Raw genomic sequence first — 15,086 nt, 5'->3', positions numbered from 1 at the left:
GGCCCGCGCCCTGCTGCGCCAGGGCCTGCAGCAGGCCGGCCGCCCGGTGGCGGTGCACGACGAACCCAGCCACGGCGCCGCCATCGACACCATGCTGGACGGCATCCAGCCCGGCGACTTTGTCCTGCTGCAGCCCGAGGTAGTGGATTCGCGCGGCACCATCGACCGCGTGCGCCGCTGGATCCAACCATAAACACCGACTACGACACCAGGAACCTCCCCATGGAAGTGTCTCGTATTCGCGCGCTGCGCGGCCCCAATCTGTGGAGCCGCAACACGGCCATCGAAGCCATCGTCACCTGCGCCGATGCCGAGTGCGCCATCGACGAACAACTGCCCGACTTCGACGCCCGGCTGCGCGCGCGATTTCCACAGATCGGCCGTTTGCGCCCCGAGGGCCACGACGGAGTGCTGTCCATTGCGCACGTACTGCAAAACGCGGCGCTGGCACTGCAGGCCCACGCCGGTTGCCCGGTCGCGTTCGGCCGCACCGCCGCCACGGTGGAGCCCGGGGTATTCCAGGTCGTGGTGGAATACAGCGAAGAAGATGTCGGCCGCCTGGCCGTCGCCCTGGCCAGGCAGTTGCTGGAAGCCGCCCTGGCCGACGCGCCCTTCGACGTGGCCGATGCCCTGGCGCAATTGCGCGCGCTGGATGAAGACCTGCGGCTGGGCCCCAGCACCGGCTCCATCGTGCAGGCCGCCGTGGCGCGCAATATCCCGTACCGCCGGCTTACCCAGGGCAGCATGGTGCAGTTCGGCTGGGGGCGACGCCAGCGCCGCATCCAGGCTGCCGAAACAGATGCCACCAGCGCCATTGCCGAATCCATCGCGCAGGACAAAGACCTGACCAAGATGCTGCTGGATGCCGCCGGGGTGCCGGTGCCTATGGGCCGCACTGTATCCGATGCCGAAGGCGCGTGGAATGCGGCGCGCGAACTGGGCGGCCCGGTGGTGGTGAAGCCGCGTGACGGCAGCCAGGGCCGCGGCGTGGCCGTCAATGTCGAAACGCGCGAGCAGGTACATGCCGCCTATGAGGCCGCGGTCGGCATCAGCAGCGAGGTGATGGTCGAACGCTATATTCCCGGGCATGATTTCCGCTTGCTGGTAGTGGGCAACAGCCTGGTGGCGGCGGCGCGGCGCGACCCGCCGCAGGTAACGGGCGACGGGCGCCACACCATCCGCCAGCTGGTCGAGCAGCTCAACGCCGATCCGCTGCGTGGCGATGGCCATGCCACTTCGCTGACCAAGATCCGCTTTGACGACATTGCCTTGGCCACCCTGAAAAAACAGGGCTACGAAGCGGACTCGGTGCCCGCGGCGGGCACACTGGTAGCGCTGCGCCACAATGCCAACCTGAGCACCGGCGGCGCCGCCACCGACGTCACCGACGACGTGCATCCGGAACTGGCCGCTCGCGCGGTTACCGCGGCCCGCACGGTGGGCCTGGATATCTGCGGCGTGGACGTGGTGGCCGAAACCGTACATTTGCCGCTGGAAGACCAGCGCGGCGGCGTCGTGGAAGTCAATGCCGCGCCCGGCCTGCGCATGCACCTGAACCCCTCGTTCGGCAAAGGCCGGGCCGTGGGCGAGGCGATCATTGCCAGCATGTTCGCCGAGGGCGAGGATGGCCGCATTCCGGTGGTTGCCGTGGCCGGCACCAACGGCAAGACCACCACGGTGCGGCTTACCGCGCACCTGCTGGCCACCGCCGGCCTGCATGTAGGCATGACCAATTCCGATGGCGTGTATGTCGGCCGGCAATGTATCGACACCGGCGACTGCAGCGGCCCGCGCAGCGCGCGCCGCATTCTGGCGCATCCCGGCGTGGACGCGGCGGTGTTTGAAACCGCCCGGGGCGGAATCTTGCGCGAAGGCCTGGCGTTCGACCGTTGCGATGTGGCCATCGTCACCAACCTGGGCATGGGCGACCACCTGGGGCTGGGGTACATCAGCACTGTGGAAGACCTGGCCGTGGTCAAGCGCGTGATCGTGCAGTACGTGCATGCGGGCGGCACGGCGGTACTGAACGCCACCGACCCCATGGTGGCCGACATGGCATCGGCCTGCCCGGGCTCGGTGGCGTTTTTCTCCAACGACCCTAATCACCCGCTGATAGCCACGCATCGCGCCCAGGGGCACCGCGTGGTGTACCGGGATGGCCCGCGCATCGTGGCGGCGCTGGGCCATGAAGAGGTTTCCATCGCGCTCTCCGGCATTCCCCTGACGCACAATGGCGCCATCGCGTTCCAGGTGGACAACACCATGGCGGCCATCGCCGCGGCATGGTCGCTGGGCCTGGCCTGGCCGGCCATACGCCAGGGCCTGGCCACGTTCAACAGCGACGCACAAACCGTGCCCGGCCGGTTCAACCTGTTCGACTATCGCGGCGCAACGGTCATCGCCGACTACGGCCACAACCCCGACGCCATCCAGGCGCTGGTGCAGGCCGTGGAAGCCTTGCCCGCGCGGCGGCGCAGCGTGGTGATCAGCGGCGCGGGCGACCGCCGCGATGAAGACCTGCGGCGCCAGACCGAAATACTGGGCGAGGCTTTCGACGAGGTCGTGCTCTACGAAGACCAATGCCAGCGCGGCCGTGCCGACGGCGAAGTGCTGGCCTTGCTGCGCGCGGGCCTGGCAGGCGCGCGCCGGGCCAGGCGCGTCGAGGAAATCCGCGGCGAATTCCTGGCCATCGACACGGCCCTGGCGCGCTTGTCGCCGGGCGACCTGTGCCTGGTGCTGGTGGACCAGGTGGACGAAGCGCTGGCGCACTTGGCGCGGCGCGTCAGCGTTTGAGCCGTATCGCCACAATACGGTTACGCCCGTCCGTCAAAGGCACTCAAAACCTTACTGAACTGTAACTTCACTTGCGGCCGCAACGGCATTCCCCATGTATTGGGGAGCAGCCTTGCGGCCGCATTTACATTTGCCTACAGCCCCGTTTGACACACCCCGCAGGGCCCTCGTAGGGTAGTAGCACGCTCATCACAACCAGGAGGATCACCATGAACAACGACATCGTTGCAGGCAAGTGGAAACAGCTGACTGGCAAGGCCAAGGCCGCGTGGGGTGAACTCACCGACGACGAGCTGACGCGCACGGAAGGCAATGCCGAAAGGCTGGCCGGGTTGATCCAGGAACGTTACGGAAAAACCAAGGAAGAAGCCGAGAAAGAAGTGCGCGCGTTCTTTGACGACAATCGCTGAACACTAGACGCCTACATTCGGGGAGAACGAGATGCTGTACTACGCCGTTGTTTTCTTCGTCATTGCCATCATTGCCGCGGTGCTGGGTTTTGGCGGCATCGCCGCCGGGGCCGCGGGTATCGCCAAGATCCTGTTCTTCGTGTTCCTGATCCTGGCACTGCTGTCCATCCTGAGCGGCGCGTTCAGGAAAAAATAGGCCGCGGGCGGCGGCTTCCCACGCCGCCGCCAACTTTCATCATTCGCGACCCACTAGAAAGGAGCACCTTATGAAAATGCGCAAACTGATCGTCGCCACCGCCATCGGAGCCAGCGCCGTGTTCGGCACTGCCGCTTATGCCGCCGAAGGCGATGCGCCCAAGCAGTCCATGGGTGAATACGCGTCGGATACCGTCATCACCACCAAGGTGAAGGCCGCGTTCGTGGCCGACGAGACGCTCAGCGCGCTGGACATTGCCGTTGAAACCAACGACGGCACTGTGATGCTGACCGGCACGGTGGGCACCGAAGCGGAAACCGAGCAAGCGGCCCGCGTGGCGCGCGATATCGAGGGCGTGAAGCAGGTGCAGAACGACATCAAGGTCGACCCTGCCAAGGCCAAGGCCAAGTAACCCTGCCGGGCCCTAGCCTGGGATGCGCACCGCGCCGCGTCCCAGTTCTATGACATTGCCTCCTACCTGGATGCCGCCGCCAGGCGCCACGTCCAGGTTCAGGCGGCAGGGGCGGCCCAGCTGGTCGCCCTGATGCACCACCGCCCCCCGGGGCAGTTGCCTGCCCTGAGCCAGGCACCACCCACCCAAGTTGGCGCAGGCCGACCCCGTGCCCGGGTCTTCGGCAACACCTCCACCGTCTTTCGTGAAGAAATAGCGCGCCCGCACCACCTGGCGGCCCCCAGGCCCGGGCGTGGGATCAAAGGCGAATATATAGGCCGTCCGGCGGCCCAGGCTGCTGGGCTGCCAATCCAGCAGCCGGCTGCTGTCGGGCTGTGCGCGCTCGACAGCCTGCGGCGTTTTCACCGGCACCAGAAGTTGATCTGCGCCGGTATCCACCCACAGCGGGGTATCCAGCAGATCGTCGGGCCGCAGGCCCAGTTGGCCGGCGATTTCCCCGGCGGGCAGCGCCGGCGCGGCGGTCTTGGGCGCGCCGGCAGTGGGCGCGGTGAAGGTCCAGGTGTCTCCCTGCGCCTGCACCGGCACGATGCCAGCCAGGAATTCCAGGTTCAAGGCATCGCCGGTATCCGCCAGTTCTCGGACCACCTGTGCGGTGCCCAGCGTGGGATGGCCGGCGAACCGCATTTCGTAGCCGGGCGTGAAGATCCGCGCGCGCGCGTGGGCCTGGGCACTGGGCAGGATGAACGTGGTTTCAGACAGATTGAACTGCCGCGCCAGGTCGAGCATGGTCTGGTCGTCCATGCCGCGCGCGTCTTCGAAGACGCATAGCGGGTTGCCGCCGAACGTGGTCTGGGCAAAAACATTGAGCAGGCGAAAAGCGTAGGATGGCATGGCAGTGGGGGGCAAGGACGAACCGCCCGATCATAGCGCGCGCATGCCGCGCACGGGCACGCATTACCACACTGCGAAGAACAGCACCCATGCCGTGCAGAACGGCGCCAGGCCGGCAGCCAGGGCCAGCCAGGCCGCGGCTTTGCGCGGCCATGCCACGGCCCGCTGGGCCAGCAGCCGCCAGCACAGGCGCAACGACCAGGCCACCGCCAGGCTCAACAACGTGAAGCGCACCGGATCGGCCCATTGCGTGTCCAGCCCTTCATGGCCCAGCAGCGTAATGGTGGTGGCCGACAAACCCAGGAACACCCCCACGCCAGCCGCGGGAATCAGGCCCTGCGCCAGCTTGTGCAGCCCGGCCAGTCGTCCGCCTGGCAGCCCGGCAGGCGCGATGCGATCGGCAAGCCACAAAGCCAGGAATGCCGTGCCACCCACGCACACCGTGCTGCCCACCACGAACAGCAGAATGCCCGCGCCATCCAGCCAGGAGAAGCTGTCGTTCATTTCCGGGTAATGCGTCAGGATGAACCATGGGGCGTTGTCCATCAACGGCCACAGAATGTCGTGCTCGACCAGCCAGGTGGCCGCCCACTGCTTGACTGTCACGAACCAGGGGCTGGCGCTCCATAGAAACGCGCCGATGGCGATGCCCATCAGGCCGAAGCAGATCAACGCGGTTTGCCAGGCGTCGCCCTCGGCCACGCGCACGATTTCTTCTTCCGGCGAACGCGCCGTCAGGGCGATGGCGCCACGGTAGTCGCTGCAACGGCCGCACACATGGCAGTCGCCCGCGCCTTTCATGTGGCGCAGCGGCACCAGCGGCGCGCAATTGACGGGCTCGATGCGGATGACCGGATGCCGCCAGGCTTCTTCATTGACCTTGAAATGCCACGGCGCCAGTTTGGCCAGCAAGTTGAACACGCCGTTGACCGGGCACAGGTACTTGCACCACACGCGCTTGCTGCGGCCGTAGCGCCACCCCACCACCATGGCGGCCAGCGTGGAACCGCCCAGCACCGCCAGCACCGCCAATGGGTACTGGTAGACGCTGACCAACTGGCCATACACCGTGGTCAGCGCAAAGGCCACGAAAGGCCAGCCGCCCCAGCGCATCCATTTGGGTATGCTGCGGCCCTGCCCGTGTTCGCTGGCCCATTCGGTCAGCATGCCTTCGGGACACAGCCAGCCGCACCAGGCACGGCCCAGCAGCGGAATGGACACCAGCACGAACGGCCACCACACGCCCCAGAACGCGAACTGGGCCACGATGGTCAGGTTGTTGAAGACCGACGCGGCGTTGTCGGGCAGCGGCATCACGGCCGGCACGACCAGCAAGAATGCGTAGACACCGACAATGCCCCATTGCAGCTTGCGCAGCGCCGGGGCGTGGTCGCGCAGGAAATCGGCGAAGCGGGCGGCCGAGCGCCCGAGTACGGCTGCCATGGTCAACCTTCAAGTTTCGAATGCAATGGCCGGCAAGAGCGCCGGCCGGTAAAACAGGTACTGCGTCATGCGGGAACCGCTGCCCTGGCCGGTGGCCTGCCAGCCCGCCGCAGCAAGGCCCAGGCCACCACCCAGTAGGCTATCCATAACAACACCGACATCAGGGCGGGATAGGCGCGATAGCCGGCGAAATCGGCCAGCACCTTGCCCAGGCCCATGCTGTCGTCCAGCAGCCAGGAACTGTCCCACACCGGATCGACCAGCGTCGGCAGCACGCCCAGCGAGATCAGGCGGTCCAGGCCGCCCATCAGCAAGGCGCCCGCCAGCAACAGCAACAGGATTTCGGTCAGGCGGAAGAACCGCCGCCACGTGATGAGCTTGCCGCCCAGCTGCAGCAGCCAGAAGGTAAGCAGGGCAATGGCAAAGCCCGCCACCCCGGCCAGCGCCAGCATGTAGGGGCTGCCGCCCTGTCCCGCCGCCACGCTGCCGTACAGGAACACCACGGTTTCGCTGCCTTCGCGCGCCACGGCGATCATGACCAGCACCAGCAGCCCCCACCAGCTGTCATGCGCCTGGGAACTGCGGGCGCCGGATTCGAGTTCCTGCTTGAGCGTGCGGCCGTGTTTTTTCATCCACACCACCATCTGCACCACCAGCGCGCAGGCCGCCAACGACATGCCGGCCTGGAACCATTCCTGGCCTTCGTCGCTGAGCCACGACGATACGCCCAGCAGCACCAGCGCCAACGCCACGGCCAGCGCCAGGCCGGCGGCCACGCCGCCCCACAGGTACGGCAGGCCGCGCCGCCCCTCGGGGCTCGCGCGCAGCCAGGCATACAGAATGCCTACAATCAGCAAGGCTTCGACGCTTTCGCGCCAGACAATGAAAAGTACCTGTTCCATAAATAAAGCCGGATCAGTCCTTGGGAACAACCACCAGCGTGCCGCGCACTTCCTGGTGGAAATCATCGAAGAAGGGATATTCGCCGGGCCGCGAAATGGTGATAACGACGAAGGACTTCACCCCCGGCCCCATGACCTTTTCCTTGCGCAGCGGGATGCTTTCGAATTCGACGGGTTCGTTGCTGTCGTTGATGAGCTCGATCTTGAAGCGGCCGGCCGGTACTTCCAGGCGGGCTGGCTCGAAAGTGCCATCGGGCTTGAAGGTAAGCGTGAAGGTGGGTAGCTCGGCGCGCGCCACGCCGGGCAGCGCGGCGGAAAACCCGGCGCACAGCGCCAGCGCGGCCAGCCAGGCGTTGCGGCGGCGCACGATCAGTACCCGCCCTTTTTGCCGGTGCCGGCGTACACGAATTCGTAATCCAGTTCGAAGGGTTCGAACCAGGGCCCCACGCCGGTTTCCTTGTCGGTGTGGCGGCCGAAATGGCTCATTTTGTCGGCCGTGGGCGGCAGGACGGTGTACTTCAACTTGTACTTGCCGGGGCCTTCCAGCTTGACGTTCTCGCCATAGTGCGGGCCGTCGTTGGCCACCATGGGCATGAACGTGCCCTTTTGCACATTCTGGCTGCCGGACTTCTGGATTTCGTACTTGACCATCAGGTAAGGCACCCACTCGCCTTCGGGAAAGCCCGTTTTATTGTCGGCGGTGGCGTGGATATCGGCCTCGAGGTGCACGTCGGAATCCTTGGCGGGGCGCATCATGCCGGGGGGATCCATTTCAATGGGCTGTAGATACACTGCGCCGATTTCCATGCCGCCCTTCTGTGCCGGTTCGCCGATGGGATATTCGACAGCCAGGGCGGAGCCCGACAGCGCCAGGCCAGCGGCCAGCGCCAAGACTTTCTTCAACATATGCGGAGCCTCGAGTAACAGAAAAAAGAAAACGGTTCTGCTTAAACAAGAACCGTTTTCATTACTGTATCGTGAAGCCCCTGACAAGCTCCTGACATATCGCAAGCCGCGCTATCCGGCGGCCGGAGCGAAATGCCGTGGCCGGCGGGCCGGCCTACTTGCGGCCGCCGCCCCCGCCGCCCTGCGAGCCCCCGCCGCCGCCGGGCGTGAAGGGAAACGTGGAGAACATGGCGCGCGTTTGGTCCTGCATCTGGTCTTGCATCTGCACGAACAGGTTTTTGCTTTGGTCGATGTAGTTGTTCATCATGTTCTGCAGCATGGGCGTTTGCACATTCATGAACTGCGCCCAGGCCTCGGGCCCGAACTGGCTGCCGTACAGGCCCTTGGACTGCTCGGCCATGCGCTGCTGGATTTCCATGAATGCCTGGATGTTCTTTTCCAGGTACGAACCCATGATGCCCTGCATGGCATGCCCATAGAAACGGATGATCTGCGACAGCATGTTCGACGAGAACATGGGCATGCCGCCGCTTTCTTCTTCAAGAATGATCTGCAGCAAAATACTGCGCGTCAGATCGTCGCCGCTCTTGGCATCGACCACCTGGAATTCTTCATTGGCAAGCACCAGTTGCTTGACGTCGGCCAGGGTGATGTAGGTGCTCGTCTGGGTGTCATACAAACGGCGGTTGGGGTACTTTTTGATCAGGCGCAGGCTGGCGCCGGGTTGTGCTTGCGTCATGGTTGTCCCCGAGATCGCGAGATCTCTTTAACTTTGAAGTATTCCTAGTGTAAGCCGGAAGGACGGGACCCGCCGGCAGGTTGGCCATTACCCCATGTGCAGGCCGCCGTTGAGCGAGAAATCGGCCCCCGTGGCGAAACCGGATTCATCCGAAGACAGCCACGATGTGATCGATGCGATTTCCTCGGGCGTGCCCAGGCGGCGCACCGGAATGGTGGCGACGATTTTTTCGAGCACATCGGGGCGAATGGCGCGCACCATGTCGGTACCGATATAGCCGGGCGACACGGTGTTCACCGTGACGCCCTTGCTGGCCACTTCCTGCGCCAGCGCCATGGTGAAGCCGTGGATGCCGGCCTTGGCCGTGGAATAGTTGGTCTGGCCGAACTGGCCCTTCTGGCCGTTGACCGAGCTGATGTTCACGATGCGGCCCCACTGGCGCGCCACCATGCCATCGATGACCTGCTTGGTGACATTGAACAGGCTGTTCAGGTTGGTGTCGATGACGGCGCGCCAATCGTCGGCCGACATCTTGCGAAACAGGCCGTCGCGGGTAATGCCGGCATTGTTCACCAGCACGTCCACCGGACCCAGTTCATTGACGACGCGCTCGAAGGCCACCACGGTGGAATCCCAGTCGGAGACATTGCCCACCGATGCATGGAAGGTATAGCCCTGGGCGGCCTGCTCGTCGAGCCATTGCTGGTAGTTGCGGCTGGGGCCGCAACCGGCCACCACGCGAAAACCGTCTTTGGCCAGGCGGCGGCAGATTGCCGTGCCGATGCCGCCCATGCCACCCGTAACGTATGCCAGTTTCCCGCTCATGTGCCTTCCTCCTGCGCGCTGGGCGCCTAAATGACTGCGTACTGCCAACCCCGGACACGGCCCCCGCGGGCCGCTACGTCGCCCGGACTTTTACGTAACTGCCCGGCGCCGGCTCTAGCGGCCGGTAACGGGTATTGCCCTGCTGCGGGCTCGCCTTGCGGCGCTTTCCGGCATGCGTGGCCAGCCAGGCCGACCAGTCGGGCCACCAACTGCCGGCATGTTCGGTTGCGCCCGCCAGCCAGGTGCCGGGGTCGCCCGGCAGGGTGGCGGCGTCGCTGACCCAGTAGCTGCGCTTTTGCGGCGCGGGCGGATTGATCACGCCGGCAACATGCCCTGACGCGCCCAGCACGAATCGTTGCGGGCCACGCAGCAATTGCGTAGAGGCATAGGCCGAGGTCCAGGGCACGATATGGTCTTCGCGCGAGCCGTATAGGTAAGTTGGCATGTCCAGGCGCGTCAGGTCCAGCCCCATGCCGCCGGCCTGCACCCGGCCGGGCACCTTGAGATTGTTCTCGAGATAGGTATTGCGGAAATACCAGGCAAAGAATGGACCCGGCAGATTGGTGCTGTCGCCGTTCCAGAACAGCAGGTCGAAGGCCGGCGGGGTCTGCCCTTTCAGGTAGTTGCCCACTACGTAGTTCCAGACCAGTTCGTTGGGCCGCAGGAACGAGAAAGTGGTGGCCAGGTCGCGGCCGGCCATCAGGCCGCCCTGGCCTAGTTGCTGATCGCGCAGCAGCGCGTGGGCCTCGTCGACGAACACCTGCAGCACGCCGGTATCGTGGAAATCGAGCAGCGCCGTCAGCAAGGTAAGCGAGGCCGCCGGACGCTGCCCGCGCGCCTGGGCCAGCGCCAACGCCGAAGCCAGCATGGTGCCGCCTACGCAGAAACCCAGGGCATTCACCTGCGGCTGGCCAGAAATATCGCCCGCCACTTCCAGTGCCTTGAGCACCGCGTCGTCCAGGTACTGCGACCAGGTAGCGCCATCGATGCCATCGGTGTCGGAGGCCAGTGGGTTGCGCCACGACACCATGAACACCGTATGCCCCTGTTCGACCGCATAGCGCACCAGCGAGTTGGCCGGCTGCAGATCCAGGATGTAGAACTTGTTGATATTGGGCGGCACGATCACCAGCGGCCGTTCGTGCACGGTGTCGGTCTGGGGCGCGTACTGGATCAGCTGGAACAGCGCATTCTGGAACACCACCTGGCCGGGCGTGGTGGCCACATTGCGGCCGATTTCAAACTGGCTGTCGTCGGTATGGCTGATACGGCCCTTGCGCAGGTCGTTGATGAGGTTGGCCATCCCGTCGCTGAGCGCGCGGCCGGCGGTATCGAGCACGGATTGCTGCGCCTCGGGATTGAACGCCAGGAAGTTGGACGGCGACAAGGCATCGACCCACTGCATGATGGAAAACCGCAAGCGGTTGCGCAGCGGCTCGCCCACCTGCGCGGCATCGACCATGCGTGTCAGCGCGCGCGATGACAGCAGGTAGGCATGCGCCAGCAACAAGTGCTGGCTGCTGGCCGACCAGGCCGGGCCGCGAAAGCGCCGGTCGGCTGGCGGCGCGAGTTCGCCGCGGCGGGCGTCGTCGCAAAGGCGCAGCCATTCCCGGGAGAATTCTGCCTGGATGTCTGCCAGGGCGTCCGGCGCCACGCTAACCGGAACGGGCCATGCGGCGGAAAGAGGGGCGTTCACTTCGACACCATTTTATGGTCGGGCGCGGGACGGGCGTTGCGACCCGCGCCTAGCTATAGCATTGAGACTGCGCGACAGCCGATGGTGCATGGCGGCATAAAGGCTGTCAATGCGGGTATACAAGGATAATCTTACCGCCGCGTTATGCGCCGCCGCGCCGATGCCGCGCCGCGGCGCGCCACCCCTATTCCCGCCACGCAAGCAAGGCCATCCGGCCCGTGGCGCCATCGCGCCGGTATGAGAAAAAACGCCCGGGGTCGGACGCGGTGCAAAGGCCGCAGGCCTGGGCATCGTCCACGCCGGCACGCCGCAGGCGCAGCAGCGCCAGGGCCGGCAGGTCGGCCAGCCATTTGCCGGGCAGGCCGGAACGCGGCTCGAACAGCGCCAGCGCCTGGGGCCCCAGCGGGACAAAAGCCTGGCGGACGTCATCGCCCGCTCCAAAGGCCGCCGGTCCGATGCCGGGCCCCACCCAGGCCCGCCATCCACGCGCGGCGGGCGCCTTGGCGCGCAGGCGTTCCAGGGTGTTTTCGAGCACGCCGCCCGCCAGGCCGCGCCAGCCCGCATGAGCGGCGCCCACCACGCTACCGTCCAGGTCGGCCATGACCACTGGCAGGCAATCGGCCGCCATGATGGCCAGCACCCGTCCGGCAGAGGCCGTGACGCTGGCGTCGGCGGCCGGTTCACCGGACAGGGCGCCATCCGCGTCCACCACGTCGGCCCCATGCACCTGGCGCAGCCACAACGGCTCGCCCGGTACCGCCAGGCGCACCCGGCGGCGGTTTTCCTGGACGGTGCCGGGCTGGTCTCCGGCGCGCAGCCCCAGGTTGAGCGTATCGTGCGGCGCCACCCCTGCCCCGCCGCCGCGCGTGGTGCAGAAATAGCGCACGCCCGGCCACGCGGGGCCGGTAACGACGGGCAGTCCGTGTATCAGCTGTTCCATAGCAGAGTGTCTTGTACCTGTCGCATATCGCCGGGCGGTGGGGCGCGGAAATCGACCGGGCCACGGCCGCCGGGGTCGTCGAAATGCAGCGCGCGCGCATGCAACATTTGCCTGACGGCGCCGGCCACCTGCCGGCCGCCGTACAGAGTGTCGGCCAGCAGCGGGTGGCCCAGGCTGGCCAAGTGCACGCGGATCTGGTGGGTGCGGCCGGTTTCCAGCCGGCACAGCACTTCGGTAACCGGCCCGCCAGACGGCTCGGAGCCGTGCCGCTGAGGTGCGAAATGCGTCACCGCGGGCTTGGGGGCAATGGGCCGGTCCACACTCATGCGCACGGGCACGCGCGCATCGCGGCCGATGGCGCGGTCGACCACGCCGGCGGCGGCCAGCCGGCCGTGAGCCAGGGCGACGTATTCGCGCCCCATGCTGCGTGCCTGCAGCTGGCGCACCAGATGGGTCTGGGCCAGTTCTGTGCGCGCCACCACCATCAGGCCGGATGTGTCTTTGTCCAGCCGGTGCACGATGCCGGCGCGTGCCACGCGTGACAGTTCCGGATAGCGGTGCAGCAGGCCGTTGAGCAAGGTGCCCTGCCAGTTGCCCGCACCGGGGTGCGTGACCAGGCCGGCGGGCTTGTTCACCACGATCCAGTCGGGGCTTTCGTCCACCACGGCGAAATCGACGGGTTCGGGCGCAAAGGCCAGGCTTTCCGGGGCCGGCTGTTCCCACACGGCCAGCACGTCGCCGGCGCCCACAATCTGGCGCACCTTGGCAGGCGCGCCATTGACCCGCACCCAGCCGGCCTCGATCCAGCCCTGCAGGCGGCTGCGCGAATGCCCGTCCAGCAGGCTGGCCAGCACCTTGTCCAGGCGGTCTGCGGGCGTGCCGGGCGGCACCGTAATAAACTGGGGCTCATCGTCCGCCGCCAGGCCGGCTGGGCCGGCGGCGGGGCCTTCTGTATGGGACATGAAGACAGACCATATAATTCAGCGTGCCATCCTAACACCAAGGAATCGAATCCCGTGATTTTCAGCCTCGCTGCCCTCTCGAACCGCCCTGCTCTTCGCGGATCGCTCCTGCGCGCAGCCCTCGTGCTGTCCGTCGCCGCGGCCGTCGCGGGTTGCAGCGGATCTGACACAAAATATGACAAGACCGCGGGCTGGAGCGCGGAACAGTTGTATGCCGACGCCAAGGCCGAAGCCGACGCGGGCGCCTGGACGGAAGCACGCGAACGCCTCACCGCCATCGAAAGCCGCTACCCCTTCGGTGTGTACGCCCAACAGGCCCTCATCGACCTGGCCTACGTCAACTGGAAAGACGGCGAAAACGAACAGGCCCTGGCCGCCATCGACCGCTTCCAGCAGATGTACCCCAACCACCCTGGCACCGACTACATGCTGTACCTGAAGGGGCTGATCAACTTCACGCCGGCCAGCGCCTTCATGAGCAACCTTACCGGCCAGGATCCGGCCGAGCGCGACCCCAAGGGCTTGCGCGCGTCGTACGACGCGTTCAATGAACTGATCAAGCGCTATCCCGACAGCAAGTACACGCCCGACGCCCAGAAGCGCCTGACCTGGTTGGTGAATGCCATTGCCATGAACGAAGTGTATGTGGCGCGCTACTACTACGAACGCGGCGCGTACGTGGCCGCCGCGAACCGGGCGCAAACCGTCATCACCGATTTCGACGGCGCGCCCGCCACCGAGGAAGCCCTGGTCATCATGGTGGCCTCGTACAACAAGCTGGGCATGACCGACCTGAAGAACGATGCGCAGCGCGTGCTGGACACCAACTATCCCGACACCCAGGTCACCGAGCAAAGCCTGCTTTCCGATAAAAGCTGGTGGAACCCCTTCTCGTGGAAGTAGTCTGCCCCGCGGCCTGAAGGCCCCACCCTCGAAGCGCTACGCGCGGTGAAACACTGACGCCCCCTTCGTGCCGCCCCAGTGCGGCACGTTGCATTTCAGGCTTCGGCTTCCTCCTGGCGCCGCGCATAGAACGCCAGCACTTCATTCAGGTCGCGGGTGCGCGAAAACGGCGGCAGGCCGCGCCACAAGCGCTTGCCATAAGGTTTTTCCACCAGCCGGGCATCGCCCACCATCAGCACGCCCCAGTCGTCCTCGGTGCGGATCAGGCGCCCGGCGCCCTGCTTGAGTGAAATGGCCGCCTCGGGCAACTGGTATTCGGCGAACGGATTGCCGCCCCGGGCGCGGCAGGCGCGCAGGCGGGCCTCGATGACGGGATCATCGGGCGGTGCGAAAGGCAACTTGTCGATGGCCACCAGGGTCAGGACGTCGCCCGGCAGGTCTATGCCTTCCCAGAAGCTGGCGCTGCCCACCAGCACGGGATGATCCAGCTTGCAGAAGCGCTCGAGCAGGTCGCGCCGCGTGGCGTCTCCCTGCTTGAGCAAGGGCCAGTCGTGGCCCAGGTCGTCGAAAGATTCGGCCAGCAGCGCGGCCACGCGGTCCACCGCCCGCAAGGTAGTGCACAGCACCAGCGTGCCGCCGGGGCTGGCCTCGAGCAGCGGAAGCAGCGTTTGCACAAAGCGTTCGGCAAAACGCGGCGACTGCGGTTCGGGCATGTCGCGCGGCACGAACAGCAGCCCCTTGCTGGTGTAGTCGAACGGCGATTCCCAGCGTCCGGTGCGGGCGTCGTCCAGACCCAACTGGCGCGTGTAATGGCCGAAATCGCCTTGCACCGACAAGGTGGCGGAGGTCAGTATCCAGGCTTGCCCCGGCTTGCGGAACCGCGAGAACGCCTGCGCCACCGACAGCGGCGCCGAATGCAGCCTGACATGGTGCTGCCCGTGTTCCACCCAGCGCACCGACGGGCCGTTGTAGTCGGCCGCCGCCGCGGCGCCCTGCAACAAGGCCTGGGGCACGGCCGGGCCATCGCCACTGGGCTGCGCCAGCGCATTCGCGTCGTGCCCCCAGCCC

Annotated in this window: 17 protein-coding genes; 6 read left to right on the top strand and 11 right to left on the bottom strand. The window is 66.1% G+C overall.

Features of this window, described 5'->3' with window-relative positions:
• From LPZ50_RS11555 to LPZ50_RS11535, 5 genes are all read left to right on the top strand, one after another.
• Positions 1 to 193 (top strand): hypothetical protein (locus tag LPZ50_RS11555; protein ID WP_230661507.1); only part of this gene is annotated, 193 nt, incomplete at its 5' end.
• A gap of 29 nt (positions 194 to 222) precedes the next feature.
• On the top strand, positions 223 to 2,793 hold the full coding sequence (gene cphA / locus LPZ50_RS11550) for a cyanophycin synthetase (RefSeq protein WP_230661506.1): 2,571 nt from the start codon (positions 223 to 225) through the stop codon (positions 2,791 to 2,793).
• A gap of 209 nt (positions 2,794 to 3,002) precedes the next feature.
• Positions 3,003 to 3,203 carry a CsbD family protein gene (locus LPZ50_RS11545; protein WP_230661505.1) on the top strand — a complete coding sequence of 67 codons (201 nt, stop codon included), beginning with the start codon at positions 3,003 to 3,005 and terminating at the stop codon, positions 3,201 to 3,203.
• Positions 3,204 to 3,234: 31 nt separating this feature from the next.
• Positions 3,235 to 3,399 (top strand): DUF1328 family protein, encoded by a 165-nt coding sequence (locus LPZ50_RS11540; protein ID WP_012248780.1) that lies wholly within the window; start codon positions 3,235 to 3,237, stop codon positions 3,397 to 3,399.
• A gap of 70 nt (positions 3,400 to 3,469) precedes the next feature.
• Positions 3,470 to 3,811, top strand: a complete 342-nt coding sequence (locus tag LPZ50_RS11535; RefSeq protein WP_230661504.1) for a BON domain-containing protein — start codon at positions 3,470 to 3,472, stop codon at positions 3,809 to 3,811.
• 12 nt (positions 3,812 to 3,823) lie between these two features.
• Here LPZ50_RS11535 and LPZ50_RS11530 read toward each other — a convergent pair whose 3' ends face one another.
• The 10 genes from LPZ50_RS11530 to LPZ50_RS11485 form a co-directional block, all read right to left on the bottom strand.
• Positions 3,824 to 4,702, bottom strand: a complete 879-nt coding sequence (locus LPZ50_RS11530) for a PhzF family phenazine biosynthesis protein (protein WP_230661502.1) — start codon at positions 4,700 to 4,702, stop codon at positions 3,824 to 3,826.
• A 63-nt stretch (positions 4,703 to 4,765) separates the two neighbouring features.
• Positions 4,766 to 6,145: a 4Fe-4S binding protein gene (locus LPZ50_RS11525; protein ID WP_230661499.1), complete on the bottom strand. Its 1,380-nt coding sequence runs from the start codon at positions 6,143 to 6,145 to the stop codon at positions 4,766 to 4,768.
• Between the two features lie 65 nt (positions 6,146 to 6,210).
• On the bottom strand, positions 6,211 to 7,047 hold the full coding sequence (locus LPZ50_RS11520; RefSeq protein WP_230661497.1) for an FTR1 family iron permease: 837 nt from the start codon (positions 7,045 to 7,047) through the stop codon (positions 6,211 to 6,213).
• Between the two features lie 13 nt (positions 7,048 to 7,060).
• A complete protein-coding gene (locus LPZ50_RS11515) occupies positions 7,061 to 7,393 on the bottom strand; it encodes a cupredoxin domain-containing protein (RefSeq protein ID WP_230661509.1) in 333 nt (110 codons plus the stop codon).
• A 23-nt stretch (positions 7,394 to 7,416) separates the two neighbouring features.
• A complete protein-coding gene (locus LPZ50_RS11510) occupies positions 7,417 to 7,953 on the bottom strand; it encodes an iron transporter (protein WP_230661495.1) in 537 nt (178 codons plus the stop codon).
• A gap of 154 nt (positions 7,954 to 8,107) precedes the next feature.
• The gene (gene phaR, locus LPZ50_RS11505) at positions 8,108 to 8,692 is read right to left on the bottom strand and encodes a polyhydroxyalkanoate synthesis repressor PhaR (protein WP_230661493.1); all 585 of its coding nucleotides are present in this window, start codon (positions 8,690 to 8,692) and stop codon (positions 8,108 to 8,110) included.
• An 87-nt stretch (positions 8,693 to 8,779) separates the two neighbouring features.
• On the bottom strand, positions 8,780 to 9,517 hold the full coding sequence (phbB, locus tag LPZ50_RS11500; protein WP_230661491.1) for an acetoacetyl-CoA reductase: 738 nt from the start codon (positions 9,515 to 9,517) through the stop codon (positions 8,780 to 8,782).
• Positions 9,518 to 9,590: 73 nt separating this feature from the next.
• A complete protein-coding gene (gene phaC / locus LPZ50_RS11495) occupies positions 9,591 to 11,213 on the bottom strand; it encodes a class I poly(R)-hydroxyalkanoic acid synthase (RefSeq protein ID WP_230661489.1) in 1,623 nt (540 codons plus the stop codon).
• Between the two features lie 184 nt (positions 11,214 to 11,397).
• Positions 11,398 to 12,153 carry a peptidoglycan editing factor PgeF gene (pgeF, locus tag LPZ50_RS11490; protein ID WP_230661487.1) on the bottom strand — a complete coding sequence of 252 codons (756 nt, stop codon included), beginning with the start codon at positions 12,151 to 12,153 and terminating at the stop codon, positions 11,398 to 11,400.
• Positions 12,141 to 13,115, bottom strand: coding sequence for an RluA family pseudouridine synthase (locus LPZ50_RS11485; RefSeq protein ID WP_230661485.1), 975 nt, complete (start codon positions 13,113 to 13,115; stop codon positions 12,141 to 12,143). The genes pgeF and LPZ50_RS11485 overlap by 13 nt, the downstream gene beginning before the upstream one ends.
• Here LPZ50_RS11485 and LPZ50_RS11480 point away from each other — a divergent pair.
• On the top strand, positions 13,107 to 14,018 hold the full coding sequence (locus LPZ50_RS11480) for an outer membrane protein assembly factor BamD (protein ID WP_230661484.1): 912 nt from the start codon (positions 13,107 to 13,109) through the stop codon (positions 14,016 to 14,018). The two genes, LPZ50_RS11485 and LPZ50_RS11480, sit on opposite strands and share 9 nt — an antisense overlap.
• A gap of 95 nt (positions 14,019 to 14,113) precedes the next feature.
• On the opposite strand, the gene LPZ50_RS11475 is transcribed toward LPZ50_RS11480, so the two are convergent.
• A partial coding sequence (locus LPZ50_RS11475) for an ATP-dependent DNA helicase (protein WP_230661483.1) occupies positions 14,114 to 15,086 on the bottom strand: 973 nt, incomplete at its 5' end.

It is taken from the genome of Bordetella petrii, from assembly GCF_020991325.1.
GTDB lineage: Bacteria > Pseudomonadota > Gammaproteobacteria > Burkholderiales > Burkholderiaceae_B > Bordetella_A > Bordetella_A petrii_E.
The sequence above is the reverse complement of the archived record's forward strand: the minus strand, read 5'-3'. Positions and strand labels throughout refer to the sequence as shown.

What these genes read in the sequence shown, in the direction of transcription:
- cphA (WP_230661506.1), top strand. Translation starts at nt 223, where the DNA reads ATGGAAGTGTCTCGTATTCGCGCGCTGCGCGGCCCCAATCTGTGGAGC.
- LPZ50_RS11545 (WP_230661505.1), top strand. Translation starts at nt 3,003, where the DNA reads ATGAACAACGACATCGTTGCAGGCAAGTGGAAACAGCTGACTGGCAAG.
- LPZ50_RS11540 (WP_012248780.1), top strand. Translation starts at nt 3,235, where the DNA reads ATGCTGTACTACGCCGTTGTTTTCTTCGTCATTGCCATCATTGCCGCG.
- LPZ50_RS11535 (WP_230661504.1), top strand. Translation starts at nt 3,470, where the DNA reads ATGAAAATGCGCAAACTGATCGTCGCCACCGCCATCGGAGCCAGCGCC.
- LPZ50_RS11530 (WP_230661502.1), bottom strand. Translation starts at nt 4,702, where the DNA reads ATGCCATCCTACGCTTTTCGCCTGCTCAATGTTTTTGCCCAGACCACG.
- LPZ50_RS11525 (WP_230661499.1), bottom strand. Translation starts at nt 6,145, where the DNA reads ATGGCAGCCGTACTCGGGCGCTCGGCCGCCCGCTTCGCCGATTTCCTG.
- LPZ50_RS11520 (WP_230661497.1), bottom strand. Translation starts at nt 7,047, where the DNA reads ATGGAACAGGTACTTTTCATTGTCTGGCGCGAAAGCGTCGAAGCCTTG.
- LPZ50_RS11510 (WP_230661495.1), bottom strand. Translation starts at nt 7,953, where the DNA reads ATGTTGAAGAAAGTCTTGGCGCTGGCCGCTGGCCTGGCGCTGTCGGGC.
- phaR (WP_230661493.1), bottom strand. Translation starts at nt 8,692, where the DNA reads ATGACGCAAGCACAACCCGGCGCCAGCCTGCGCCTGATCAAAAAGTAC.
- phbB (WP_230661491.1), bottom strand. Translation starts at nt 9,517, where the DNA reads ATGAGCGGGAAACTGGCATACGTTACGGGTGGCATGGGCGGCATCGGC.
- pgeF (WP_230661487.1), bottom strand. Translation starts at nt 12,153, where the DNA reads ATGGAACAGCTGATACACGGACTGCCCGTCGTTACCGGCCCCGCGTGG.
- LPZ50_RS11480 (WP_230661484.1), top strand. Translation starts at nt 13,107, where the DNA reads ATGGGACATGAAGACAGACCATATAATTCAGCGTGCCATCCTAACACC.
- LPZ50_RS11485 (WP_230661485.1), bottom strand. Translation starts at nt 13,115, where the DNA reads ATGTCCCATACAGAAGGCCCCGCCGCCGGCCCAGCCGGCCTGGCGGCG.